The organism is Arthrobacter sp. SLBN-112 (assembly GCF_006715225.1).
Classification (GTDB): domain Bacteria; phylum Actinomycetota; class Actinomycetes; order Actinomycetales; family Micrococcaceae; genus Arthrobacter.
Genome location: NZ_VFMU01000001.1, coordinates 2,984,740 through 3,009,419, shown reverse-complemented (window position 1 = coordinate 3,009,419; position 24,680 = coordinate 2,984,740). Strand labels below are relative to the sequence as shown.

Sequence of the window (24,680 nt, the reverse complement as noted above, 5' to 3'; positions counted from 1 at the left end):
ACATTCTCCACAGATCAGCACCTGGGCCTCCTCAGGAATCGTCAGGCAGACGGGTGACTCGGGGCAGTACTTCCAGGGTGTGCGGAATGTGGGCCGGCTTCACAGCGTTGATGATTCCTTCCAGGCGCCGCAGGTTCACGTCCTCGATAGCGGCTGCGTACACGCGAACGTGCAACAGCGCAGGGGCGTTTCCAGGAAGGCGGCCGCCCGGAGTCGGGGACCAGGTGGCGCCGCCGCTGTCCTCTATCCGCACATCCAGCACGCCTCCGACGGCAAGCCGTACGGCGTCGGCCACCCCGGCGACCGTACCGCGGCGGCGGTGGATGGCTGCTGCATTGGCAACCACATTTCGACGCTGGGCTGCCGGCCAGGTCTCATCCACCCGCACGCCCACCCAGTCAGCCAGCCAATTGAGGAAATCCTCGGGGGCCAGACGCGGGTCAATATAGGAGGACAGTCCGTCCAGGGCGGTGAACACCGGGGCCAGAGCGTCATCGAAAGCCAACAAGAACCGCTGCAGGAAAGCGTCTTCCTGCAGGACGGCAGGGAGCTGCGGTACCAGCGGTACGGCGCTGCGCAGGCCTTTGATCATTCCGCGCACCTCAGGCTCCTTCCGACACTCGAACGCGGTGGTCGAAAGAGAACACCAGGGCGTTCCGTTCCACCTCGACCTGTTGCAGCGGTTCCCCGCGCCGGCCTGTGATGGGGTCCGCCGCGAACACGAGTACGTCGTCCACGATTTCCGTTCCGGCCAGTCCCTGAAGCACGGCATGCACTTCCCCGGCATGAACGGGACGCCCGAACGGCCACCCGTCGCCGTCGGGCCCGCCACGGATGGGATCGAAGTACCGGTAGAGTGCCCGCAAGGCGTCCCGTTGCAGGACCTCGCGCGAGATCCGCGGCCGCGCCGTAAGCCGGGCCACCACTGTAACCCCGCGGTAGAAAGGCGGCTCCACGAGGACCCGCGCGCCTACCGGCCGGCGCGTATCCAGGTAGGACGCAACTTCGGAGAGCGTATCTTCATCGGGAACCAGGTCCTCGAACGCAAGGCGTTCTTCCTTGTCCGGAACGGCTGCCGGGACCACCAGCACCCGCACCCCGCCAGCCTCATCCGCAGTAAGCGCCGGAATGCAGCGGACCCGGGCAATGTCCGGCGCGGCTCGTTTCGCCAGCTGCTCGTAGTCCTCCGCCGTGATGGCACGGTCACGGGTGCGCAGTGCGAGCGGACCCCGGACCTTGGCCTGTTCGATCGTTTCCGGAGCCACGCCGCCGTGGGCGGCCCGCCGGTTTTCGACACTATTCACGAAAGGAATGGTGGATCGCAGCACGGACACCGCCCGGGCGGCCACGTTCCCCTTCGGACCGCCTCCGGTGCGGTAATACGGAACCCGCACCGGGCTGCCGGCGGGCGGCACTGCCCCGTAGTGGCGCAGCGAACCGTCAGGTTCACGCACCGCGGGCGGGAAGTGGACAGTGCCCGCCGTGCGGTCGAGTACCACAACCCTGTCTTTCGGTCCACAGCCGGCAAATGAATCCACCTCCGTCCAGGACTCCCACCCTGGGCCGGCGGCGGTCTCGACAAGGAAAACCCATCCGCCGGGAACAATAGGGCGCCTGCCCAGTTCAAAGCTCTCTCCCGGAACGCCCTCCGACATGCCGATGATTTCATCGGTTATCGTCTCGGCGTGGACGGCCGGCGTGGAACCGCCAATAGTAAACGCGCTCGCCGACCGCAGTGTGGGTGAGGCGCTGTAGGACGGATACCCGGATGATGGTTCCACAACGCGGCACCGCACCCAGCCTGCCCTGGACCCGCCCAGCACGGAGGCTGCGTGCGTGTCGGGAAGGTGAATGACAACATCGCCCGGGCGGTTGAGTCCCCCGGTCCCGTCCGTTTCGAGATCGCAGGAAACCCATTCGGAACCGTTCCACGCCTCCCACACGAGAGGCGGGTTCCTCGGGTTGACGCCGACTCCCCTGACCTCGCACTCAAAGCGGAATGCGACTGCGCAGGATGGTGCCTGGTCGTTCAACCCGAGCAACAATACATCCCCCAGCGCCGGAGGAGTGCTGAAGCAGGCGAAGCCGCCGTCTCCATGCAATACCTCGGCGTGCGTTACGGGCGTCCCGCCGTCAGCCTGGGCCATGACGTGGGCCAGGCGGCGCGGCGGAATTGTCAGCGCACGCGTTGTTGCGAAGACAACAGCCTCGTCCTCCTCCGTCCTTCGGGTGGAAGCTTCGGTTCCCTGTGGAATCACGACGTCGTCCGGCTGGGGCGCGGAGAGCCACATCAGGAGCTCAGCGGATGCAGCCGTGGGCGGGTGGAGGGTAACGCCCAGGAGCTCAAGGAACGCAACGTAAAGTCGGTCCGGCACGCGGTTGAGCCGGTAGAACAGCTGGTCAACCATGTACGCAAAGGATTCGATGAGGGTCACGCCCGGATCGGAGACATTGTGGTCCGTCCATTCCGGGCAGTTGTTCGCCACCAGGCGCTTGGCGTCGTCCACCAGGTCCTGGAAGCGGCGGTCATCAAGATTTGGTGAGGGCAGCATCAGTAGTCACGCTCTTCTCCGTTGCGCGGGATGACATAGAACGGGAACACGAGGTTCCGGGGGTCGTTGGTTCCCCTGACGGTGTACTGGATATCGATCAGCAGCACCCCGTCCTGCGCCCCGTCAAAGTAGACCAGGACGTTTTCGAGGTCTATCCGGGGCTCCCAGCGGTTCAGTGCCACCCGGACCGCATAGGCGATATCTCCGGCCGTGGATGCGTCTGCGGGCGCGAAAACGTAGTCGTGCACGGCGCAGCCAAATTCCGGACGCATGGGCCGCTCCCCCGGCGACGTGGCCAGGATCAGGTGGATACTTTCCTCGATCTCCCGCTGGTCATGAACCAGGGCGATCCCGCCGGTCCTGTCGGTCCGCAGCGGGAACGCCCAGCCAGCGCCGATGAACTCCTGTCCCACGTCGTTCCCTTTCTATCGTCGGCCGAAGCCCCTTTGTGCCCTGGATCAGTTAATCCGGACCAGGCCGCCCTTGATCGTTGTGGTTGCGCCGCCAGTCAGTTCCGCCGACGCGCTTCCCGTGATCTTTACTGTGGCCCCTTTCAGCTCGAGGCCGGTCGATGCTTCCACAGTCACCTTCTTGCCCTTGATCACCACGTCGCCTGTTGACGTCGTCACAGAAACGTCCTTCTTTGCCGTGACGTTGACGGGTCCTTCCGAGAGAATCTCGATAGCGGCATCCGGCTTTTGAACAAGCGAGATCGTTTGTCTTCCGCCATTCGTGCTCACGGTGAGCTGTTCGCCGTCGGGAGACTCGAGGAACTCCACCAGCATTCCCGAGCGGGAGACAAATGCACGGCGCTGGACGGCGCCGTCGGTGGAGCCCACGTGGTCCGCCCATGGTTTGTCCGGCTGGTCCTTGCCGTTGTAGAGGCCGCCCAGCACGAATGGTTGCTGGAAGCTGCCGTGGCCGAAGGCGACGAGGACCTCGTCCCCCACCTCCGGCAGGACGACTGCGCCGCGCGAGGCGCCGGCTCCTGCCTGAACCGTCCGTGCCCACCAACTCTCGTAGTTATCAGACAGGACCGGGAACTTGACCTTGACCCTGCCCTGGTTCTCCGGATCCTTCGCGGCCGTCACGACAGCGTTAACCACGGCGGGCACGCCTGCCCTGCTGTTTGCGCCGGCCGCGACTCCGTAGAGTGACCGTTCGGATTCGTGGCTGACTGCAAAGGATGTGAGGTATCCGGTGTCCGGGCTGAACTCGTGCCGGGACGAGCTGAGGGTGTACTGGCCATCAAACGGCTTGCCGGCGCCCTTGAGCACCACGGCGGTTCCGGCCCGCAGTTTCGGGTTGCCGCGCGCTAGGCCCTGGAGTTCCGCGAAGGCGCCGCCGAGGCGCGAGGCTATGGCGGCGGCGGCAGCATCACATTGTGCAGCCTGGTCATAGGCTGTGGCGGGCGCGATGTACCTCGGACTTTGGAACGTCTTGGCGAGGTCTGCGGGGTTGGCATCCGGAAGCTTGGCGCTGCGGGTCTTGGCCGCCGCAACAGCAACGATCGCCCGCTTTGCTGCGACGTCCCATCCCCTGACTTCCACGTCGGGGACCTGGTCTGCGGAGGTGACGGTGCCGTTGAGCGCCACAAGGTTGACGCCCCGTTCCAGCACCAGAGGGTCCTCCTTTGCCCCACCGGCACCGGCCGGAGCAGTCGCTGAATCCGTTGATGCGGTGAAGTGCAGCACGCCGTCGGACACGGAAAGCACCACCCCGGCTTCAACCGCCAGCCGGTGCAGGAATTCCCAGTCGCTTATGCCGTCCTGGGCAACGTGCTGCAGCACCGGGCCTTTTGCATCGACCGTCCCGGCCTTGATTCCGGCCCGCTGCGCGACCTTGCGGACTATGTCCGCGGCAGTGCTCTGCAGGTACGCCTCCACCCTGCGGCCCCGGAACAGCCGGTGGGAATGATCCAGGCCGCGGACGATGGTGTGCAGGCCCTGCTGGTCCATTTCCGTTTCCAGGGCCGTCACCTCACCGGAGATCAGCGGAACAGGTCCTCCCGGGCCACTTTGCTGCACCGACAGCTTGATGGGAACTCCGATGCTGAAGCCGCCTTTCTCCAGGACAGTGGAGTATTCATCGCTGAAACGGAGCAGAAATAGGTCCGGGACGTTGCTGCTGTCATCGACATAACTGGCCACGAGCCGTGCGGCTACATCCGGTGGAAGCAGCCGGCCGTCCACCTCGACGAGCAGCATGTTGCTGAACTCTTCACCGTGCGCCACGAAGCACCTCCCGGCTTTCCGCCGGCCCCTCCTGCGTTGCTCCGGATGGCAGCTCATCAACCGAGGGAAGTAACAACGCCGAGCCGGGCCGCAGGCGCATGGGATCATCGATCCGGTTGGCAGCCGCCACGGCCCGCCAAAGTGAAGCGTTGCCGTATTCGCCGTAGGCAATGCCGGCAAGCGTGTCCCCTTCGATCACCACATGCCTTCGCCGCGGCACCAGACCGCCCGAGGACGGGTTCTGCTTGGGCGGATCTCCTGCAATCTCCTCCAGCGCCACGGTGCATATGGCACGTACCGGAAGCCCTGAAGCTGTGAAGAGGGTGTACTTGACTTGGACGCTGGCAACATAGGCCAGGAAGCCGGTCAATTCCCCCCACCGGAAAACCACCCAGGGCGGGGAGCCTTTGCCGTGCGTGCGCGAGGCTTCGGTGGGGACGCAGCAGGCCAGCAACTGTTGGACTCGCTTCACCACGTCCTTGTCCTGCTTGCCGGAGGCGTCAAAGAACATTTCAAGTGTGAGCTTGGAGGGCGTCGGGCCCACGTACTGCGGCGGTCCGGCAGTCTTGTTGCCCTTCGCTGTTTGCCGGGCCCACGTGGCGGCTTTCCCCATGGTCAGTTCCTTGGGGTTGAACTGGAACTCGATCTCACCGAATTTCGGGCCCGGCTTATCCAAGGAGCCATCCTGGGAAGGCTCGTAAAGTTTCAGGAACGCGTGGGAGAGTTTCAGGTGCTCCGCCCCGCCCTTGTTCGGGGCACGGCCGGCAGCAACCGCGCCCGACGCCGCCGGGTTGGAGTCGTGAGCCGCCTCCGGTTCCGAAACAATCGCATGCGTGGTCATGCTGTCCTCCGCCTAGCGCAGCTTCGAAACGAAGCCGTGGTGGGCAATCTCCAGCGACTCCATGATGACTTTTGGCTGGTCAGGGTTGAGGGATGGACCCTTCCACCGCACGGGCACCACGTCGTAGAGTTCCCAGCCCGCGATCTTGCGGCCGCTGCCGGTCATGGCCTCGATGATTCCGGTGCAGCGCGTGTACCCGGAAGCCATGTCCGCGAACCATTTGGCTATTTTTTCCGTGTCACGCCCCAGCGGCCGGGTCAACGTGATGTTGGGGTATTTGAGCCGGGTGGGAAGTTGCCAGATGAAGGCGTTGTTGCCGCCCTCCTCGCGGGATTCAATCACTACCTCGCAGCCCAGCCCTTCACAGGTGCTGAACGTTCCCAGGTCCGCGTTGTCCAAAGCCACGGTGTACCGGACACTAACCGCTGTATTCACGTCTTCCAGCATCATGTTCCTCAGTTCACATCGGTCCGCAGACCGCGGCGCTCGCGGTCCAGCAGCATTTCTGCCTTGATGCGGCGGATCAGCGGCCCGGCAAGCCGCTTCGCCAGCTCTTCCAGCTGCTCAGGCGTGGCTGCCGGTGCGCCTGCGGCCTGCCGTCCCCCGGCGCCGCCCGTCCCGGGGAGCGGCTGTGCTGGTCCCGCGGCAACGGACTCGGCGTCGGCCTGCACTGTAGCCGCGGAGGGTGACGAGTTGTCTCCCGCGGTTGCAGGTCCGCCGGTGCTCTCCATGGCTTCCGGGCGGACATGGATTTGCGGTTCGGGCGCGGAGTTGGCGGCATCCCGTTGAAGGGAACTGTTGGCACTGGCCGCGGCGGCGGGTGGGGTCGCGAGGCTCAGCGTAGCGAAACGCGAAGAACCTTCGAGGGTCTGTGGGCCGGCAGGGGTTTCTGCACTGACTGCTTCAGCGGCAAATCGCGAGCCAAAAGCTGCCCCTGCGCCTTGAGGCATTGCAGGATGATGCTCGGCCGGGCGTGGGAATGACGGTGACGATACAGCGGCCCGCTGGAGGCTCACTGCCCGCCGAGCGCCGGTCTGTGCCCCCGCGTTAGCCGCTACTGAAACCAGTTCCGCCGGCCGCCAGGAAGCGGGTGTGCGTCTTGCTTCCCGGACTCGGGCGGAGGCGGCACCCTCCGTAGCGAGGGTCCGCTGGATGGACCGTCCGACGGCGGCAGTCGGCTCCCCGGGTTCCGCCGGCCAGGAAGCGGGGTCAGCAACGGATAACTGCATGCCGGCCGCTGAGGGCACCCCACCGAGGTTGCCTGGGCGGTCGATTCCGGGAAGGTCCGGTGGTCCGGCTGACGGAGCACCAGGTTCAAAGTTGCCGGGGTGATGTGGCAGGGCGTTCGCTGCGATGAGGGGCGTAGACCTTCGTGCGACTGGTCCCGACGGGGCGGCAGTCACCGAGCTTGGGGAAAGGGTTGCCACCTGCTGCCTGACCGGCATTTCGGTGAGTCGCTGCAAGCTTTCCGGGGTGGAAGCTCCGGAAGTGGCCCCAGGAATCCGGAACACCATGGGAACAGAAGCCGCGATGCTTTTAGGCGTGGGAGTGCTTGTGGCCGGGCGTTCAGTTTCTGGCTGGATGGCCCGTTGGAGCGGGAGATCAGCAAGCGGAGTCCGTGCTTCGGTGATTGGCGGCTGGCCAGTTCCCGGATTCCCGATGGTGTTCTGGGCTGTGCCGCTCCAGCCGGTGTCCCGGGATGCAGCTGGCAGGTCCCCCGAGTTCTGGTGAGCAACCGCCGAGGGCGGGGGATTTGATGATTCCCCAGCCGCTGGCTCGGGGGCTTCAGGCTCGCCAATGGGCTCCGCCAGCCCTGACAGGACTGGCGCGGTGCCAAACCGCGAGACAACCGGCATGCCAACGGCGCGGCCCTCATGAGCTGTCCGTGGGGTTGGGACGCCGGCCGGGTAGCTGTAGTCCACGCTGGCCAGCGACGCGGCCGGTCCGGCAGCCGACAGTAACGCGCCAACCGTCTCTTCCGGTGGCGTCGACAGCGGATGATTCTGGGACCCCACGACTGACGGGTCATGGCCCTCTTCCCCGCCCTGGTCCGTTGTCGAAGCAGGGACGACAAGCGAAGGTTGGCCGTCTTCCGCTCCGACGGCAGCCTGGTCAGCGTGCCCATTCGCTCCGGCGTCCGAATTGTCACCCATGCCGACGTCCGTTGATGCCTGAACCGCGACGGCGTTCGACGGCGTTTCTTCAGGCGGACTAAAGAGTGGCAGGTCGGCGATCCCGTTCGCGTGATTCCCGTCGATGGTTTCAGCTTCTGTAACCGCGGCGCCTCTTCCATTGCCGTCATCCCCGTGGACATCACGCGCCGAAACGGAGTCCTCGGTTCCTGCGGTCGCTGGCGGGGCCGGGGCTGGCCCGGGAGTCTCGGGGACCGCCGAACGCTGGACCGGCAGAACGTCGAACCCCAAGACAGGTCCGGCAGCAGGCTCCGACGGTCCGGCAGGTTCGGAGTAGGCCAGAGGCATTCCCAGGCCAAGCTTCGACGCCGGCGGTACTTTCCTCACGGCTGCTGGAATGCCCGGCGTTCCTGACTGTGCACGCTGCAGGGATGGTGCCGCTGGAACTGGAAGGGGAACGTACGTGGCATTCCGGTCGGAGGTGCTGCCGGCGGGGCGCAGGGGCTGGCTGGAAGGCGGAACGCTGCCCGCCCCGGAGGTGTCCACTGCAGTCACCGGCACCGGCATGTCCTCTGTAGGGGGCGCCTCGGCCGGGGACGCTTCGTTCTCGGCAGGGAACGCAGGCGGTTCCGGCGGGGAAGCGTCAACCTGCAGGACCGGAAAGGTTCCGGGCGCTGCGGTGAGCGCAGTATCCGCCGGAGCGAAGGCACCTGCCGGAGTGTCGCCGTCGGACGCTGTGCGCTGAAGCGGCGCCGTGTTCCCCGTTGTGCGCGTTGCAGTGCTGGGGCGAGGAGCCGGTGGCTGCTGCAGCGTCATTTCCACGGACGACGGCGGCGCATAGCCGCCGCTGCCCGGAACGGTGCCGCCGCCGTCGACGTCGACAATCCCCGGCGGCGCGGCTGCGCTGACTAGATGGGACATGGGACCGGTGAATGAGGGATTGCCCCAAGCTGCGAGGGTGCCGGTGAAATGTCCTGGATCCGCGGTCAGATGGATGTTTCCGGTGGTGCGCTGCAGCGGTGGCAGGAAGGCCCAGCCCGCGGGCGGAACGCCAGGCGGTGGCGCTGCCTCTTGCCGAAGTCCCCCGCCGACGTCGTCAGCCGGAGGCCGGGTCCACTCGCGCTGCCATGGCCACCGCATGGGTTACCGCTCCTGCGACAGGCGCGTGTTGATCCCGGCGATTTCCTGGACGTAGCGAAGGCGCTGGCCGTGTTCCAGATCGAGGATCTCGTTGAGCGGCCAGTGAAAGTGGTAGGCCACGTACGCCACCTCCTCATAGATCCGGTCCGGGGCGTACGTCATGATTCCCCCAGGCGGCCACCGGCAAGGTCTGCGGTGAACCGGTAGGAGCATTCCGGGCACGTGACGGCAATACGTGTATGGCCCTCGGCGTTGATGCGGCGGTAGAAGTCCTGCAGGAAGGCGACGTCGGATGCGAACATGTTTTCCACCACCGCGGAGGTGACGGCTCCGAGCGTGCCGAGGGAGGTAATGACCCTGCCGAGGAGAACCACGGTGGTGTAGGCAGAGTTCTCCTGGACGCGGGCGTCGTAGAGGGGAAGTAGTTCGTCGCGGGCAGTTGCAAGCCGCATGACTCCGTCTTTGTGGACGGTGCCGTCCTGGTCCATGTAGCCGCGGGGCAGGACGAAGCGGAACTCCGTGCGGAGTTCCTGGCGCTCCGCTGGCCCTCCTCTGTCGGTGCGCCGGTCCGGCTGATGCCCGTCGTCCATATCGGGGTCAGCGAACACTGCGGCGCCATGCGTCCGCTGCATCACGAGATGGTGGATTCGTCGTAGCAGATGGTGAATTTCTCGGTGGCCTGCTCTGTTGCGCCTGCCTTGAGCGAGTTCAGTTCAACGCTCTGCACCCAGCAGTTGACGAAGTTGTAGGTCTTCAGCGTCTCGCCTTTGTAGTCAAGCAGTGAGACGGCGGCCGTCTTGCGGGCTCCGGCGACGTCGCCTTCCATGACAGTCTTGAGCCAGTCGGTCACGGTTTTGCTTTCGGTGAGTCCCCTGGTGACCGAAAATGTTCCGGCTTTTTGCCGTCCGATGAGTTGGCGGATAACGTACTTGCCGTCCTTGGTCTGCTGCTTCAGCTCGATCTTGTCGACCTCGGTCTTGAGGCCGCTGACCTCGATCACCCGTGGCACTTCGATGCCGTCGATCGTGACTGAGAAGGCGTTGGCTGGTGAGTTGTCAAAATCGCCGAGGGCCATGGTCTTGCTCCTTTTGAAGGGTACTTACTCACTCACGAGGCTGGTGCCGCCGGAGAATTGGGATAGCTGGAAAATCACGAACTCGGCCGGCTTTACCGGGGCGACGCCCACCTGGCACACGACCTGTCCTGCGTCGATGCCTTCGGCCGGGTTGGTTTCAAAGTCGCATTTCACGAAGAAGGCCTGCTCGGGGGTCAGCCCGAAGAGCGCACCCTTGCGCCATTCGTTGGTCAGGAATGCGCTGATGGTGCGGCGGATACGGGCCCAGAGCGCGGGGTCGTTCGGTTCGAAGACAGCCCACTGCGTCCCCTGCAGGATGGACTCCTCCAGGTAGTTGAACAGGCGCCGGACGTTCAGGTACCGCCATTCGGCGTCACTGGACAGGGTTCGCGCTCCCCAGACGCGGATCCCGCGGCCCGGGAAGGTGCGGATGCAGTTGACCCCGATGGGATTCAGCAGTTCCTGTTCCGTCTTGGTGATCTGGGTCTGCAGGCTGGTGACGCCGCGGATCACCTCGTTCGCCGGGGCCTTGTGGACGCCGCGTGTGTCGTCGTTCCGTGCCCAGACGCCGGCCATGTGGCCGGACGGCGGGATGAACCTGCTGGTTCCGGTGGACGGGTCGAAAGTCTTTATCCACGGCCAGTACAGCGCGGCGAATTTCGAGTCGTAGCCGCCGCCGTCCATGCGCCAGTTTTTGATCTGTTGTGCGTTCAGGTTCGGTGGCGCATCGATGATGGCGATGCGGTCGCCCATCAGCTCGCAGTGGGCGATGGCGGCGAGCTGGACAGCCTTGACGGTTTCCAGGTCGATCGAGCCCTGTTCGTAGGCAGCCATCAGGTCCGGAACGGCGACCATGGTCACCTCGTCCACGGCTTCCAGGCCGCTGAAACCGGTGCGGTCTGCCGCGTCACCGACGTAGTCGTTCACGTTCAGTTCCTCGGTGCTGGGCGGTTCGGGCTCCGGTTCCGGGGCGACGAGCTGGATGGTGCCCTTGTCCGGCTTCAGGAGGGCGGCGCCCGGGGCGACCTCCTCAATGGTCACTACCTTTGATTCGGCGCTGACCTTGGTGGCAACGTTGTTGGTGCCGCGCTTGGTGGTCACGTTGTCCCAGACCTCGGGGGGTTTTCCCTCTGCCGTTATGACGATTTTGAACTGGTCTTCCGGCGGGTTTTCACCGCTGGGGTCGGCGATTTCGATGGTCACTGGCTTGGGGTTGGATGCGTTGGACTTCGCCGTCAAGCGGTATCCGCCGAGTTCTGCCATTGGGGCCGCGGCCACGGCTTTGGGCTGCTGTTGCTTCGGCTTTTCCTCGCGCCTGCCGTCAGCGCCGATGCGGACGACGTAGCAGTTACCACCGCCGTTCAGGAAGTAGCCGTAGACGGCGTGGGCCAGGTACGAGCCCGGGATGAAGTCCCCGAACATCTCCGAGAACTGGGTCCAGTTGGAAACGAGGGTGGGCTCGTTGTCAGGTCCTTTGGCGGAGAGCCCGACGAAGGCGGCGACTGCAGTGCCTACGCCCTCGATCGGACGCGTGCCCGCTTCGACTTCATTTACGTACACACCTGGCGAAAGATAGCTTGGCATTTTGTCTCCTCGATGAAACCGAAACGTGTTTCAAGGTTCCAGCGGGGAGGGGTGCGGCGGTAAGGCTATGCGGATGCGCTGACGGGAAGGATGGGGTGCACGAAGGGGCAGGAACGCAGTCGGAGCCGAGGCCCGATGCGCACCTGCGCTGAGAGGTCAGCCATAAGAGAAGTGGCAGCGTGATAGCACTGGCTTGCGAGTTTTGTCCTTGATCCTATGCACTATCACAGCCCCTTGGCGTTCGAGAAGGCGTCGACCTTTGCAGGGATCAATATGGCTGCTGTTACAAGTTGTCGGAATCAAAATGCCGCCAGCCGGCGATACCACCGCTACCGGCCGAGGATAATCTCAAAAAAGCGGCAGCCAAGAGCTCAAGTTGCCTTGGCGTTCTTCCCGAGTTTCTCCTCAACAGCGGCCAGGGCCTTCTTCAGTTTTTCGGCCTTCTGTTCAATGCGGACGTTACCTTCGCTTGTTGATGGAGCGCGGAGATCATTACTGGTTAGAACTTCGATCTTCACGCCCGCCGAGCTCAAGATGGCAAGCCCAAGCTTGCCCACCCGCTGGCCAGAGGGAAGGCTCTGGTACCCGCTTGGAGACGTCCGTGGCTCCATGGACATCGTCAATGCGCCCCATGTTCTGCCCTTCTTGACGGAGCGCACTTCGCCGCGCCTATAGAACATTGCGAGAAGGGCTTGATCGTCGGGGGCAATGACCGTGGGCATTATGATCCGGCCCTTCGTGGGGCCGTCCTTGGATGGACCGTGGTATAGGCCGCCGAACCGCATGGTCGCCTGAACGTTACACCCGTCAGAAAGCATTCGTCGCACAAAGCTGGCGATGTGGTTCGCGCAGTTCGGGCAACTGCTCACCGAAACGTCTATGCCCAACTCGATCGAGTATTTCGATGGCGAAACCCCATTATGCTTCCTCGCTCGCTGGCCCAGCACATCGTCGTAGATGATCTCAAATGCGTTTGTCAGTTGTTCTTCGGCGTGGGCGCCCTCGGCGGAACGTGTAGCATTCCGGCGATAGTGTGTCGACTCGCTGCTTGTCATCGCTTCGACAGCGTGCCCTTTCCCGTCATAGAGGAAATACCCTCGAGCGGTCGTTTGACGCGACGAGAGCAAGTCCTCGCTCTCTAGGGCGCCGACCTGATGCTTCTCGCCACCGGATATCTCGCGTATGACGATCGGGCTGATCGTGATTCGAACTCCATCCCGCCAGACATGCGTCGGATTGACCGAGGCCATAACGTGGAGCCCGTCGCTTTCCGCGACGAGGTCAAGCGCCTTCACCCCAGATTCACGGTGGCGGTCGAGTACGGCGGCCAGCACTTGAGGAGCCTCGTCGGGTGAAATGCCACGCGCGATGGCACTGTGCCCGTCCTTGGCCGCGTTCCTAGCAGCCCTCGCCATCTGGCTGGGGCTCGGCTCTTCTCCGCGTTTCGTTTGTTTTAGGCCAGTGCCCCTACTTGTCTTGCCCTTCACCCACGCCTTCCCAGCCTCGGCCTTCCCCTTTACCCACGCCTTTCCTGCGGCGATCTTCCCCTTAACCTTCCCGGCGAAGCCCTTGATCCCGCGGATAATGGGGCCTGCAAGCTTCAGGCCAGTCTTGATCACGAAGTCGAGGGCCTTGTTGACCGGCTTCTGCAGCGTCTCGATGATCTGGCGGATCTTCTGGCCGATGCCGCCGATGCCGATCACGCTGGCGAGGAAGCCGATGAGGATCGGGACCATCTGGCCCAGGACGTCCTCGATCTTGTTCACCACGGCGCTGACGTTGCCGCGCACGATGTCCGCCACCGAATCGATGATGGTGTTGACGAACTTCATGATCCGTTCTGCGTTGTTCACGAAGAACATGACCACGTCGTAGATCAGCTTGCAGGCCTTGATGAACGCCGCCGCGGGGTTGAGCAGGCCAATCAGCCACGTGATGCCGGCGGTGATGATCTTCGTGATCACGAAGTCCTTCACCTGCTCAAGGATCATGTCCTTGATGTTGCCGAGTTTGTCCAAAAGCATCTGCCACAGGCCCGCGACGCCCTGGCTGGCGATGACTTGGAAAATCTCCACGCCCTTCTCCACAGCGGCCATCGCCGGCTCGCCGATATGCTTGACCAGCCGGTTGCGGATGTTGGCCCACGTCAGCCCGAAGATGGAGGCGAGCAGCTTGATGATGCCCTTAAGGTCGAAGGTGTCCGGAAGTTCGACTCCGCCCTCCGCCAGGGCACCGAAGAGCCAGCCCATCAGGCCCTTCTTGAGGTGGGCCAGGATGTTGTCCTTGAACTTGAGGATGCCGCCCTTCACACCCTCGATGAGGTTGCCCAGGAAGGCCACGGGGTTCTTGATGATGTCCCCCACGACGCCTGCCGCGCGGGAGAGCACGTTCTTGAGCATCCCGGCAAGCTCGCGGATGGTGTTGATGATCGCCTTCAACGCACCGATCGCCTTGTCCACCAGGCCCTTGTTCTCTGCCTGCAGCGCTTCGATCCGGTCGTTGAGCCCCTTGCCCGCCTCAACGTACTTGGCGGCCAGGGCATCAACCACCGATTCCTGCTTGGCGTTGACTTCGCCCTCAAGCGCTTCGAACCTGTCGCCGATCTCCTTGGTCGCCTCGGCTCCGACCTTCTGCAGGTCGGTCGGCAGACCCGTAACGTAAGTCGAAATCTCGGAACGGCCCTTGGCAATCCGCTGCTTGGCTGCGGTGAGGGCTCTCCCGACGATGTCCGCCACCCTGGAAATGACCACGTTCATCTTTGCGAGATACAGCTCGCGGCCGGCCTCATAGAACTCATTGACCTTCGGGGGCATGCCCGCGATCTTGTCCCGGAGCCAGCGGTACCCGCCGAGCCACCCGCCATACCGGTCCTTCTTGTACGCCGACATCTTCGCCTCAACGTACGCCTCGAACGCCGAGCGGGCCCCCGCCTCGCCCGTCGTGAACTCCTCCTCAACCGCGGGGTCGATCCCGTCCAGGGTCTTTTTCACCTCGGCCTCGGTGGCGGCGAAGATGGCCTGCACTTTGGCCGTCACCTCGGCGCGGCGGGTCTCATCCTTGGATTTGGCCTTACCCTTGTTCGCGACCAGGTTGGCCAGTGCCGATGCCTTGGCATTTTGCATTCCCGCGACGCCGGCGGCAGTTTCCGTTCCGGCCTCCGCTTTGCCCTGCTGAAGGACATGCTGTTCCTGCTGGCGGTACTCCGCGGGTGCAGTCTGGGCATGCTCGGCCGCGGCCTTCTTATCCGCGAGGCCTTGCTGGAACTCGGGCTCGTTGGACTGGGCCAGCTGCTGTTCACTGACGTCGGCGTCGGCCATTTCCTGGTTGGCCTGCTGCGGGCCGGCAGCAAGATTGAGCTGATCGGCCGGTGCCGGCTTGGGCGCGGCCCCCGCCGCGGGGACGGCTGAGACCTGTCCCGCCTGCTCCTGCGCCATCGGGGTGACAGGCTTCGGGACCGCCTTGGACTGGTCCGGCGGAGCCGCTGTAGCCGCCTCGATGTCCTTGGCCTGCCCGGCCTTCCCCTGGCCGACAAGCCCCTGGACCTGCCCCTTTGCCTCGCCGGCCTTCCCGGACTTCTTGTATTCGTCCGCTTCCTCAAGGGTCTTCGGCGACTTCGCCTCGATTGCCGCCTTAACCGCTGCGATGAACGTCTGCTTGTCGAACGTGCCAGGTTGCTGGGCGTCCATGGCATCCACTTTGGCAGCCTTGGCCTGACCGGCCACGTCGTCTGTAGGCGGAAGCGCAGCGCCCTGGGCTTCCTGGGCCTTGGCCGCGGCCGGAGGGTGGGCCTTCCGGGACTGCGCGACGCCCTTGATGCTGCCGGCAACCTGCGCGAAGCCCGGATCATCCTCGGGCCGGACCGTTACGGGTGCCACCGGGGGCTGCAGAAGCTTGTCGGCAGGCAGGGCGAGGGGTGCCAGAAGGGCTGGGCCTACGCCGCCCCCGCCGGGACCGGCGGCTGGTGGCTTGCCTCGTGCTGAACCCTTGGCCGGCACCTTCATCTTTGCCGCAGCGGCTTTTCCGAGAGGACTGACGGCAGGTAATGGTTTGGGCGGCTGCACGGGTTTCTTCGCGGGCACCGACCCGGGGCCGAACCCCGTCTTGGTGACGGCGAGTGCCGAGGCCGGCGGTTTGGGTCCTTCGAGTTCGACCGGCACGCCGGCCGCACTGGCGGCCTTGAGGCCCTTCTCCACCGTTCCGATCGCGGGATCGTTCTTGCGGATCTCCTTCAGGGCCGCGTCAATACCTGTGCCGGCCTGTTCTCCGGGCGATTTCAGCTTCGCGGCCATGAGGGCGCCCACGGCGGCGTTACCGGCCTGCCGCTGCAACATCAGCATGGCACGGGGATCAGCGCCGGCCGGGGCAGGGCCACGTCGCCTGCCCTCAATGAGGACGTCGGTGACATCGCTCCTGGCGGTCGCGACGTGGCGCGCCACCGTAGGCCCGGCACCCTTCACCGGAACCTTTCCTGGTCCGCCCTGGAAAGTCGTCGCCATGGACCGCTCCCGCCGGGGATCAGCCCGGCTCTTCCTCTTCTGCCTCGTCCCGCTGGACGCTCTGGCCATCAATGAAAGACCCCTGCGCGGTCTCCTCATCCGCGGCACGCTGCACGACGGCGGCGCCCGCCGTCGAACGCTGTGCCGTCGCCGGGGCTGCCGGTGCGGACATGGCCCGCTCGGCTGTAGCGGCAGCCTCCCGTTCAAAGCGGTCGCCCGGGTCGCTGACCCGCACCCCGGTGCCCGTCGCGGTTCCGTCCACCGGGCCGCTCCGCTGCTGGACCACGTGCGTCAGTTCGTGGGCGAGCATCGTCCTGCCGGTGTCCGAGCCGGGGTCGTATTTGTCCCGCTGGAAAACGATGTTGGACCCGACGGTATACGCATGGGCGTTTACGGACGCAGCAGAATTGTGGGCAGTCTCCCCCGTATGGACGCGGACGTCCGCGAAGCTGTGTCCCAGCCGGCCTTCCATATCGGCCCGCACCGGTTCCTCCAGCGGTTGGCCGCCCCCGGACGAGACGACGTCGAGGACAGGTGACCGTTCCTCCTCCACCAGGCCGCGGACGCCGCTGTTTCCGAGGGCGCGCTGCAGCGCCAGCATCCCGTGGGACCCAACGACGTCGGTCCGGCCGGCCGCCGCCGCCCGGAACACCACCGCAGAATCCGCGGCTTCCTTCCGGGCTGGCTTGCTGAGGAGCCCGTCGACGTCGGACTGGTCGTGGTCGTGGCTGTGCATGGTGCATCCCTTTCATCAGACCTACCCCGACGATGCGCCCCGCATTACGGACCCGCAAGCTCCGCCACGGCGTCCTTACGGGCATCCGGCATTGCCCCAATGGGCAGCCGCAGGCCTACCCACCGGACCTTCGCGCCAAGGTTAACATGCCCCAGTACGGGCCGAACTCGCTCTCCAGGGTGAGCCGCCCCAGCTTGCGGTACTCACGCTGCACTGCGGTGACCAGGTGGGTCATGGTGACCCTGCCGCCGTCATCGGCGGCGAGATAGGCGGCAGTGACGGCGGCAGAGCGGATGGCTCCGCCGGCAAGTTCGAAGGCCTGCCCCAGGAAGGCGAGGTCGATGTCCTCCGCCCGGGCAAGCGTCCGCCCGAGGCAGCGGTCCCACAGGATGCGGCGGTGGGCGGCGTCCGGCAGCGGGAAGTCAACGACGACGTCCAGCCGGCGGGTGAATGCCTCGTCAATGTTGGCGCGCAGGTTCGTGGCAAGGATGGCCAGGCCGTCGAACGTTTCCATCCGCTGGAGGAGGTAGGCGCTTTCGATGTTGGCGTAGCGGTCGTGGGCGTCCTTGACCTCGGAGCGGCGCCCGAAGACGGCGTCCGCCTCGTCGAAGAGCAGCACGCCGTTGACACCTGCCGCGGCTGTGAAGATCCGTTCCAGGTTTTTCTCGGTCTCGCCCACGTATTTGTCGACGACGGTGGCCAGGTCCACCACGTAGAGGTCCAGTCCCAGCGCACGGGCCACAACTTCAGCGGACATGGTCTTGCCTGTCCCGGAATCCCCGGCAAACAACGCCGCCACGCCGTGTCCCCGGCCCGCTCCGGGCCGCATCGCCCAGTCGCCGAGGACCTGTTCGCGGTGCCTGGCCCGCAGCGCCACTTCCTTGAGCGCCAGCAGCACCGCATCCGGGAGGACCAGGTCTTCCCAGCCCACCACCGGCTCGACCCGCCGGGCCAGGCGGTCAAGGGCTGAACCGTTCTCTGCCCTCGCTCCCGCACCGAGGTGCGATGCCGTGAGGCGCCCGTCGGGCGTCAATGTGGCCTGCACCTGCGCCGACCCTGCAGCCCGGGCCACCTGCTCCGGACGCAGCCGGAACGCCGACGTGGCGGCCTCGACGTCCATCCCGTTGAGGGCGCCGAGCGCGTTGCGCCAGAGGCTTGAACGTTCGGCAGTTGTGCTGACAGGAACGTCCACCAGGAGTGGCGGCCGGGTGGTCCATGCCGGATCCCACGCGCCGTCCCCGAAGAGCAACACGGGCTGCGGTTCAGCGTGCAGGGCCTCCAGCACTGCAGGCCGGTCCGCCACCACAGCAAGTGGTCCCGCCACGAGGCCAGAGCCCCGGAGCCGTGTTTCCCGCACGGCAGCTTCCACGAGCTGGAGCGGTTCACGCTCGGCGGCTAGCAGGGCCAGGTCCAGCAGCACCGTTCCGTAGCCCGCGGCGTTCAAAGCGCCTGCAGCCAGAACACGGCCCGAGCCTGTGGCGGGCTCACGGAGGTAAGCCAGACGGACACCTGCCCGGAGCGCGCGTTCCAGCGGGACAGCATCCCCCCAGTCGACGGTTGGCGGTTCGGCCAGAACAGCCTGAAGGGACAGTTCCGGCGTATCACCGCCCAAAAGATGCCCGACGACGCGGTCCGGCACACGCAGTGACCTTCCCGGCAACGGGCGGTCGGGGTCCTCGACGACGAGCAGCCCGCCAGTGATCAGCGGACCGGACAGCACCCGCGCACGCGCGTCGGCCGCGGACAACGGGGAGCCGCACAGTGCCAGCGCGACAGCGACCGAAGGACGGCGCCGGGTGACGTCGTCGTTAAGGTAGCCGAAAAGCTGTTCGAAGCGCTGGTCGAGGTCGGCCGCGAGCGCAACCAGCAGCAGATCGACGTCAAGCGGTTCGAGGCCAAAGGTGGCGGCCAGCTCCCGCAGTCTCAGCCGGTGCCCGTCGGCCTGGGCATCGTCCGCCCGAGCCTCGCATTCCTCGAGGCGCGGCGAACGCCAGCCCGGGTCCGTTTCCGTCCTTTCATCCTCCGGTCCCGCCGCTTCCTGCCACAGCAGGCGGTCGACGGCGTCGTCGCTGAGGTAGAGCCCACGGAACGGGTCATCAGGTTGCGGGTCATCGGCGCGTCGCGTTGCGACGAGGAGACGGATCCGCTCCTCCACCACCCCCACGCGGCCGAGAACATGGGCGAGACTGGGGCTCCCGGTCATCGTGCCCACACCCCCATCACCCCGCCGCCCGGCGCTGGGATCCGCGCGCCGCTGCCGGCGGCGGGACATGCTGGTGGCGTCCAACGTCGGCGCCTCCACCGACAAGATCGGACATGTCCACGTGCGTCCCCTTGGAAGCCGGAACGGCTGTTTCGTAAATGATGCCGGTCGCCACGGGCGCGATTACCACGATGTCGAGGGACGGCTTCAGCTCGCCTCCCAGGGCGGACCACACGTCCGCGAATGCACGGTCCTCCGGAGGAGGAAGACCTACGGTCAGTGGGACCACGAGTCCCGTCTCCGCCAGCGGACCGACCACCAGCTCATCCGGAAGCGCCTCGTGCTTAAGGAAGCACCGCAGCAGTTGGTCCAGCAGCCGGTGCTCGTCCTCCGGCCGCTGGGTCCATGCCGTCACAAGATAGGAAAGTTTGAAGTGGCGCGGAGCGGGCCGGCGTGTCCGGACATACCCGTCGTCGCCGCGTTCTTCGGACATCCCGCGTTCCCTGCGCCGCACGTCTTCCCGGATATCGTAGAGATAGAGATTGACGGTCGGAGCGTTGCGGCGGCCGGCCCAGTCCTTGGTCGGCGCGTCGAAAACGACGTCCACCTCGGAACCATCCAATGCTTCGGTGCGGACGAGCGTCCGCAGGGCCTCATCAACCTGAGCAATCATGGCTTACCCCCGCCCAATAAAGTCCGGCATCGGAGCCACCGGACGGGCCACGACGAGCATGTTTGCCCGGATTTCGCCGAACAGCTTTTCTTGGCCTCCGCTGGTGACGATGATGTCCCGCGTTCCGAGCTGGTCACGGCGAACCAGCAGCACACCTCTGCGCAGATCAGTGCCATTGTGGTTGATCGCTGTCGGGTCCGGCGGAATACCCTTCGACCACGCAAATTTCACCGCGGCTCCCGGCGGCAGGCCCTCGACCACAACGGTAACCACGTCGCCCGGCTTCGCCACGGCAGGGTAAACGGTCACGCCAGGCTGGCGCACCGTGAACCCTTCGCTGTCCTTATTGTTCTCCAGCTTCGGATCCGTACTCGATGTGCTGGCTTCGACACTGATCTCCGCGGACCGGGCCGAGACTCCCCCGCTCTGGTCACTTTCCGGCAGGCCGAACTTCAGTTCCACCTCGCGGCTGGCTCCGGCGTCCAGGTTGTCCATGGGACAGCCAGCATCGCCGCACTCGCCGGCTCGTTCGAAGGTCAGGGGACCTGTTGTGTCGGCCTTGATGCTGATGCCGGATGCTGTAGCGGGGCCGTTGTTGGTGACCTTTGCCGTGGCTGTTGCAGGCTGGCCGCCCGTCCAGCCCTCGCTTTGTTTAAGGCTGAGCTCCACAGCGATGTCCGAGGAGTCTCCTCCCGGGGTTCGCGTACTGAGCGTTCGCGTACTGGTGGCCGCCTGGTTGTCAGCCGGGCGTGGGTCGGGGGTTCCGGCGGTGACCGTCGCAGTTGAGACGTGTTCCCCGGCGGCGTCGCTTCTTACCTCGACGACGATATCCATGGCCGCGGCCTTGTCCAGCCGCTCGTCGAGGTTGCACTGGACAGACCTGGCTGAAACTTCACAGCCGTCGGCGGTTGTGTTCTGGGCGGTCATTCCTTCGGGTACTTCTATGAGGACCTTCCCCGCCGCCGCGGGAGACGGTCCCGTGTTGACCACCGACGCCTTGAGCATTGCGGTGTTCCCCTGCGGTATGGTGACCGGATCACCGGCCAGCTTGATGGCAAGATCCGCCCACGATTGAAGCGCCGGTTGTGTTTCCGGACGGCGGCCCTGGACAACTGCCCGGACTTTGCTGCCATCCGGAGCAATGGCAAAGATTCCACGGTGGTCCGGCTGCCCGGCGGGCTGGCCGGTGAAGTAGATCTCTGTCCCATCCGGGGCCCAGGCGGGGTCCTCAGCGGAACGTATCTGCCAGCGGCTGGCCGTGGGCGTGCCTGCGGCATCGAAGCCAGTGACTGCGGCGATTGACGCGGCAGCGTGCGGAAAGTCCGGACCGTTGGACCCGTCGTCGTCCTTTAGCGTCACACCCTGCAACATGCCGCCGTCCGTCACGACGATCCGGGTCCCGTCCGGTGACCAGGCCGGATGTGTGCCCGTGACCGCGCACTCGGCTACGCATCGACCCGGGGCTGCCAGCGGATTCCCCTCGCCTGAGGCGGCGTTCAGCACCCACAACTCCGGCGGAGAGGAGATGGGTTCCGGCGGTGGGGACAAGGTGAGCAGTGATTGAGCTGGCAGTATCCCGGCTTTCGAAACGTCCGGGGCAGCGCTGACTAAGGACAGAAACCGGAGGCCGATCTGGGGTTGCTGAGGAGGCGAAGTCGTCGGAGTCGGGGATGGGATGGGCACCACAGCAACCGCCGTATTGTTGACGGTGGAGATCTCGGCGGCGTCCTTTGATACTTTGGCCGTGACAGTGTCCTTTCCGGTGCCAAGCCCCTTTAGAACAATCTCACGTGTAGCACTGGCCCCCGGGGCGAGTGCCTCGATGGGGCAGGTGACAGCTTCCTTCTCCGCGACACACTTGCCAGTGCAGGGACCTTCCAAGGAGCATTCGGAAGGAAGAGTCAGATTTCCGTCGGTTGTAAAGGTCAGGGTGCTGGCGTCGGCTTGTAGTTCGCCAAGGTTTGTAACCGTCGCGCTGGCAAGCACTCCGTCATATACCTTCGTCGAATCATCGTATAAAAACCGGAGCGTAGCCTTCACGTCGACCTCCAGATCGGAATTTCCGCTAACAAGCAGCATCGCGCTGGCTTGGTTGTTGGCCTGGTTGGAGTCGCCCGGCTGCAGCACCTGCGCGGCGAGTTCCCAGCCGCCCGGAGTGTCCCCGCGCAACGTCCACGAGTGAACCGAATCCGCGCCAGGGGCCAATATGCCGACCCGACACATGATCTGGCCTCTTCCTTGCACGCATCCATCGGGAATGGACGCAACGGTAACCCCTGCGGGAAATGTGAACTTAATTTCTGTCGGGTCAGTGGTGACTTTTCCGACGTTCGTGACATTCGCTTCTGCGCTAATCTCCTGCCCCACTCTGACAGGCCCGGATGTCTTTAAGTTGACCTGGAGATCCGGCGCATAGCGCCTGTCAACTGCGAGGAATAGTCCGTCCGGTGACCAGGATGGATTCTCTTCGGCGTAACGCACCCCCTCAGGAGCTGGCGCACTGACGCGGCGGCTGGGCGCACGGGCGCCTTCCTCCCGTTCCATCCCCAGGTCAACCGTCCACGCGGCCGGGTCGCTGTAATCCCTTCCCGTCCACGCGTAGCGGGTGAAGGCAATTCGCCGGCCATCCGGGGACCAGACCGGATCAACGTCCACATCCTTGTCGCCCCGCTCGTAGTTGAGCATCCCTGCCTGCTGTCCGTCCGCATCAGAGCGGAAAAGCACACGAGGGATTCCGCCATCGACATGGCTGACTTCCTGGCTCCAAACGATGGATGTTCCCTCGGGTGAGTAGGCGGGACCGGCGTCGTCCAGCGCGGCAGCAGCAATGACGCGCTGCGCCCCGCCGTCGAACGCATTGGCATCAGAAATATTCGCTTCTGCCCTCCGGGACGTGAAGCCAAGGGATGCATTGTCTCCATCCGCAAGCCAGGCTGCATGGGACTCGGATGTGCCGGGAGAGGCGGCAGCCTTCACAACGCGCGACGGGTCAATTTCGGGGGCACCGTTGTTGAAATTCAAAGCAGCTATCAGTACGTCGCCGCCGGGGTCATCACGGATTGAAGTGAAGGCAATCCAGTCGCCATTTGGGGACCAGGCCGCCTCCGAGCTGCCATATCCCTGGGCCAACCGGAGACCAGGATCCGATGCTGCTGGCCAAACGGGTAAGACTTGTGGATTCTTGGCGCCGGCGGAGGGGAGCTCAAGGATCGCCAGGCTCCCGGACTGTTCGAACAGCGTGGTGGTGAAGATGACCCAGGTTGATCCGGAGCTTTCAAACCTACCAGTGGGCCGGTAAGCAGCCGGCTGGGTATCCGCATCGGGACCGGCCGTAAGCTGGAGGAGGTTAACTTCTAAAGGTCTTTCAGTGCCTGAGTTCAGGTCCGGGGCAGGCAGCTGGAAAAGGTCACCAAGGGGGTCCTCGCGTCCACTGCTGAAAATCACTGCGGAAGAGTCGGGCACCCATGTGGGCCACGAGTCGGAAGCCTCGGACGACGTCAGTTGTCTGGCTTGCGGACAGTCCTTCGCGTCCTTCCCTATTCCTGCAATCCAGATGTCCAGATTTCCCTTTTCATCGGACGCGTAGGCCAGCATGGTGCCGTCCGGCGAAATCACCGGATGAAATTCCGCCGCCTTGTTGTCGCACGTGATGCGGCGATGGCGAACGCCGTCGGGATCGCTCACGGTGACGTAGACATCACCCTCCGAATTGTCTTTGGTGCTGATATAGGCCTGCCTCTGAGCACCGGCCGACAGTTCTCCCCTATACCCGGCCGGCTCCCGTTGCTGCTCCCAAGGTTCCCGACTTCCGCCACGGGGAATCGAGACTTTGTAAATGTCCGACCGTCCTTCAGCAAACGCCACTCTTGGCGTCTGCCGCGCAGGAACATCTATTGTCGGCATAAGGGGCCCCATCGACGTCGTCTGAATGCGTCCTTCCAAGGGTGAGCCCAGTCCAGCCAGCGCGACCGCCCATACTGCCAGCGACGCTAGTCCCCATCTTGGCTGTTGCACCGGACTTCTCTCCTGCGCTATCGCGTTAAGGGGTAGGCCGGGCGGCACACCCCCACACCCCAAGGACCACAGTGGTGCCCCGCACCTCCTCCCGGCTTGTGGACTCGGGCATGCGCTGGGGAACCTGCTCCTGCCTTTTAGGGCAACCTCCTAGATCAGTCCCTCCCGCAGGGCATACGCGACGGCGTGGGACCGGTTACGGAGTTGCAGACGGGTCGTAACGTCATGGACAACGTTCTTCACGGTCCGCTCCGAATAAGCGAGCTTCTGCGCTATCTCGGACGTATCCAGACCATCGGCGAGCAAGCGCAGGACCTCCACCTCACGGGGAGCCAGCCCGGTGAACATAATCCCCCGCGGGCCAAGGACATGACGCTGCAGTTTCCCCACTTGGTCCAGGAGTCGTCCCAACAGGTCGGGTGGCACGCTGCCTTCCCCGGAAGCGGCCGCGGCGATGACGGAAACCAGCCGGTCCGGTGTTGCTTCGCTGCGTCGCACCAATCCAACAACCCCCGTCTCCACCGCTTTAACGAGATCGCCATCGTCGAGATGGCCCGCGACCAGGACGGCGCGGGACAAACCCGTCCGTTGAATAATGCGGAGAAGCGTCAGTGCGTCGTCATCCACGGAATCGGCGACTACGACGACAACCCGCGGCTGCTCGGTATCGCTTGTCTTTACAACACGTACCTCGGGGCGCGCGCGCAGCTCACTGGCCACGCCGGCCTCGGATATGGGGTCACGCGCGTGAACCCTGACGGTTATTGGTTCCATGGATCCTCCCTCAACTTTCAGGGCCGACGGTTACGGTTGGTGTACTCGCGGGGCCTGCCCCAATTGCCCTGTAGCAAACCAATGTAAAGGCAAGTCCTCTTCGTGCAGTCAACATAGGCTCAACGGGCAATCCACGTGCCCTTAAAACCGTCTGTCAGGTGTGATAGCCGCGGACTTCGGAGCCATAGCCTCGAAAGATACTGACGAGCGCGGTACGTCCCTCGGA

General features: G+C 64.8%; 18 protein-coding genes. 1 reads left to right on the top strand and 17 read right to left on the bottom strand.

What is annotated here, in order from left to right; translation table 11 throughout:
- Positions 1-31 precede the first annotated feature (31 nt).
- The 7 genes from FBY33_RS13870 to FBY33_RS13840 are packed head-to-tail and all read right to left on the bottom strand — an operon-like array spanning position 32 to position 6,577.
- Positions 32-592 (bottom strand): phage tail protein I, encoded by a 561-nt coding sequence (locus FBY33_RS13870; RefSeq protein WP_235010656.1) that lies wholly within the window; start codon positions 590-592, stop codon positions 32-34.
- Between the two features lie 10 nt (positions 593-602).
- Positions 603-2,552, bottom strand: coding sequence for a putative baseplate assembly protein (locus FBY33_RS13865; protein ID WP_142031063.1), 1,950 nt, complete (start codon positions 2,550-2,552; stop codon positions 603-605).
- Positions 2,552-2,965 carry a GPW/gp25 family protein gene (locus tag FBY33_RS13860; protein WP_142031062.1) on the bottom strand — a complete coding sequence of 138 codons (414 nt, stop codon included), beginning with the start codon at positions 2,963-2,965 and terminating at the stop codon, positions 2,552-2,554. The genes FBY33_RS13865 and FBY33_RS13860 overlap by 1 nt, the downstream gene beginning before the upstream one ends.
- 45 nt (positions 2,966-3,010) lie before the next feature.
- A complete protein-coding gene (locus FBY33_RS13855) occupies positions 3,011-4,786 on the bottom strand; it encodes a VgrG-related protein (protein WP_142031061.1) in 1,776 nt (591 codons plus the stop codon).
- Positions 4,773-5,627, bottom strand: a complete 855-nt coding sequence (locus tag FBY33_RS13850) for a CIS tube protein (protein ID WP_142031060.1) — start codon at positions 5,625-5,627, stop codon at positions 4,773-4,775. Before FBY33_RS13850 ends, FBY33_RS13855 begins: the two co-directional genes overlap by 14 nt.
- 12 nt (positions 5,628-5,639) lie before the next feature.
- Positions 5,640-6,077 (bottom strand): phage tail protein, encoded by a 438-nt coding sequence (locus FBY33_RS13845; RefSeq protein WP_142031059.1) that lies wholly within the window; start codon positions 6,075-6,077, stop codon positions 5,640-5,642.
- Between the two features lie 5 nt (positions 6,078-6,082).
- Complete coding sequence (locus FBY33_RS13840) at positions 6,083-6,577, bottom strand: hypothetical protein (RefSeq protein WP_142031058.1); 495 nt, start codon at positions 6,575-6,577, stop codon at positions 6,083-6,085.
- Between the two features lie 1,645 nt (positions 6,578-8,222).
- On the opposite strand from FBY33_RS13840, the gene FBY33_RS13835 reads away from it, so the two are divergent.
- The gene (locus FBY33_RS13835) at positions 8,223-8,504 is read left to right on the top strand and encodes a hypothetical protein (protein ID WP_142031057.1); all 282 of its coding nucleotides are present in this window, start codon (positions 8,223-8,225) and stop codon (positions 8,502-8,504) included.
- A gap of 398 nt (positions 8,505-8,902) precedes the next feature.
- On the opposite strand, the gene FBY33_RS20530 is transcribed toward FBY33_RS13835, so the two are convergent.
- From FBY33_RS20530 to FBY33_RS13790, 10 genes are all read right to left on the bottom strand, one after another.
- On the bottom strand, positions 8,903-9,061 hold the full coding sequence (locus tag FBY33_RS20530; protein WP_200831384.1) for a DUF6760 family protein: 159 nt from the start codon (positions 9,059-9,061) through the stop codon (positions 8,903-8,905).
- Positions 9,058-9,531 (bottom strand): hypothetical protein, encoded by a 474-nt coding sequence (locus FBY33_RS13830; RefSeq protein ID WP_235010566.1) that lies wholly within the window; start codon positions 9,529-9,531, stop codon positions 9,058-9,060. Before FBY33_RS13830 ends, FBY33_RS20530 begins: the two co-directional genes overlap by 4 nt.
- Entirely contained in the window at positions 9,531-9,974 is a 444-nt protein-coding gene (locus FBY33_RS13825; RefSeq protein ID WP_142031056.1) for a phage tail protein, read from the bottom strand. Before FBY33_RS13825 ends, FBY33_RS13830 begins: the two co-directional genes overlap by 1 nt.
- 24 nt (positions 9,975-9,998) lie before the next feature.
- Positions 9,999-11,558: a phage tail sheath family protein gene (locus tag FBY33_RS13820; RefSeq protein ID WP_142031055.1), complete on the bottom strand. Its 1,560-nt coding sequence runs from the start codon at positions 11,556-11,558 to the stop codon at positions 9,999-10,001.
- A 371-nt stretch (positions 11,559-11,929) separates the two neighbouring features.
- Positions 11,930-16,054, bottom strand: coding sequence for a hypothetical protein (locus FBY33_RS13815; protein WP_200831383.1), 4,125 nt, complete (start codon positions 16,052-16,054; stop codon positions 11,930-11,932).
- Between the two features lie 19 nt (positions 16,055-16,073).
- Positions 16,074-16,790: an eCIS core domain-containing protein gene (locus FBY33_RS13810; protein ID WP_142031054.1), complete on the bottom strand. Its 717-nt coding sequence runs from the start codon at positions 16,788-16,790 to the stop codon at positions 16,074-16,076.
- Positions 16,791-16,905: 115 nt separating this feature from the next.
- Positions 16,906-19,077: an ATP-binding protein gene (locus FBY33_RS13805; RefSeq protein ID WP_235010565.1), complete on the bottom strand. Its 2,172-nt coding sequence runs from the start codon at positions 19,075-19,077 to the stop codon at positions 16,906-16,908.
- Positions 19,010-19,666 (bottom strand): DUF4255 domain-containing protein, encoded by a 657-nt coding sequence (locus FBY33_RS13800; protein ID WP_142031053.1) that lies wholly within the window; start codon positions 19,664-19,666, stop codon positions 19,010-19,012. The genes FBY33_RS13805 and FBY33_RS13800 overlap by 68 nt, the downstream gene beginning before the upstream one ends.
- Before the next feature lie 3 nt (positions 19,667-19,669).
- Positions 19,670-23,530: a DUF11 domain-containing protein gene (locus FBY33_RS13795; RefSeq protein ID WP_160141958.1), complete on the bottom strand. Its 3,861-nt coding sequence runs from the start codon at positions 23,528-23,530 to the stop codon at positions 19,670-19,672.
- 300 nt (positions 23,531-23,830) lie between these two features.
- Entirely contained in the window at positions 23,831-24,454 is a 624-nt protein-coding gene (locus FBY33_RS13790; protein WP_142031051.1) for a response regulator transcription factor, read from the bottom strand.
- Between the last annotated feature and the right edge of the window lie 226 nt (positions 24,455-24,680).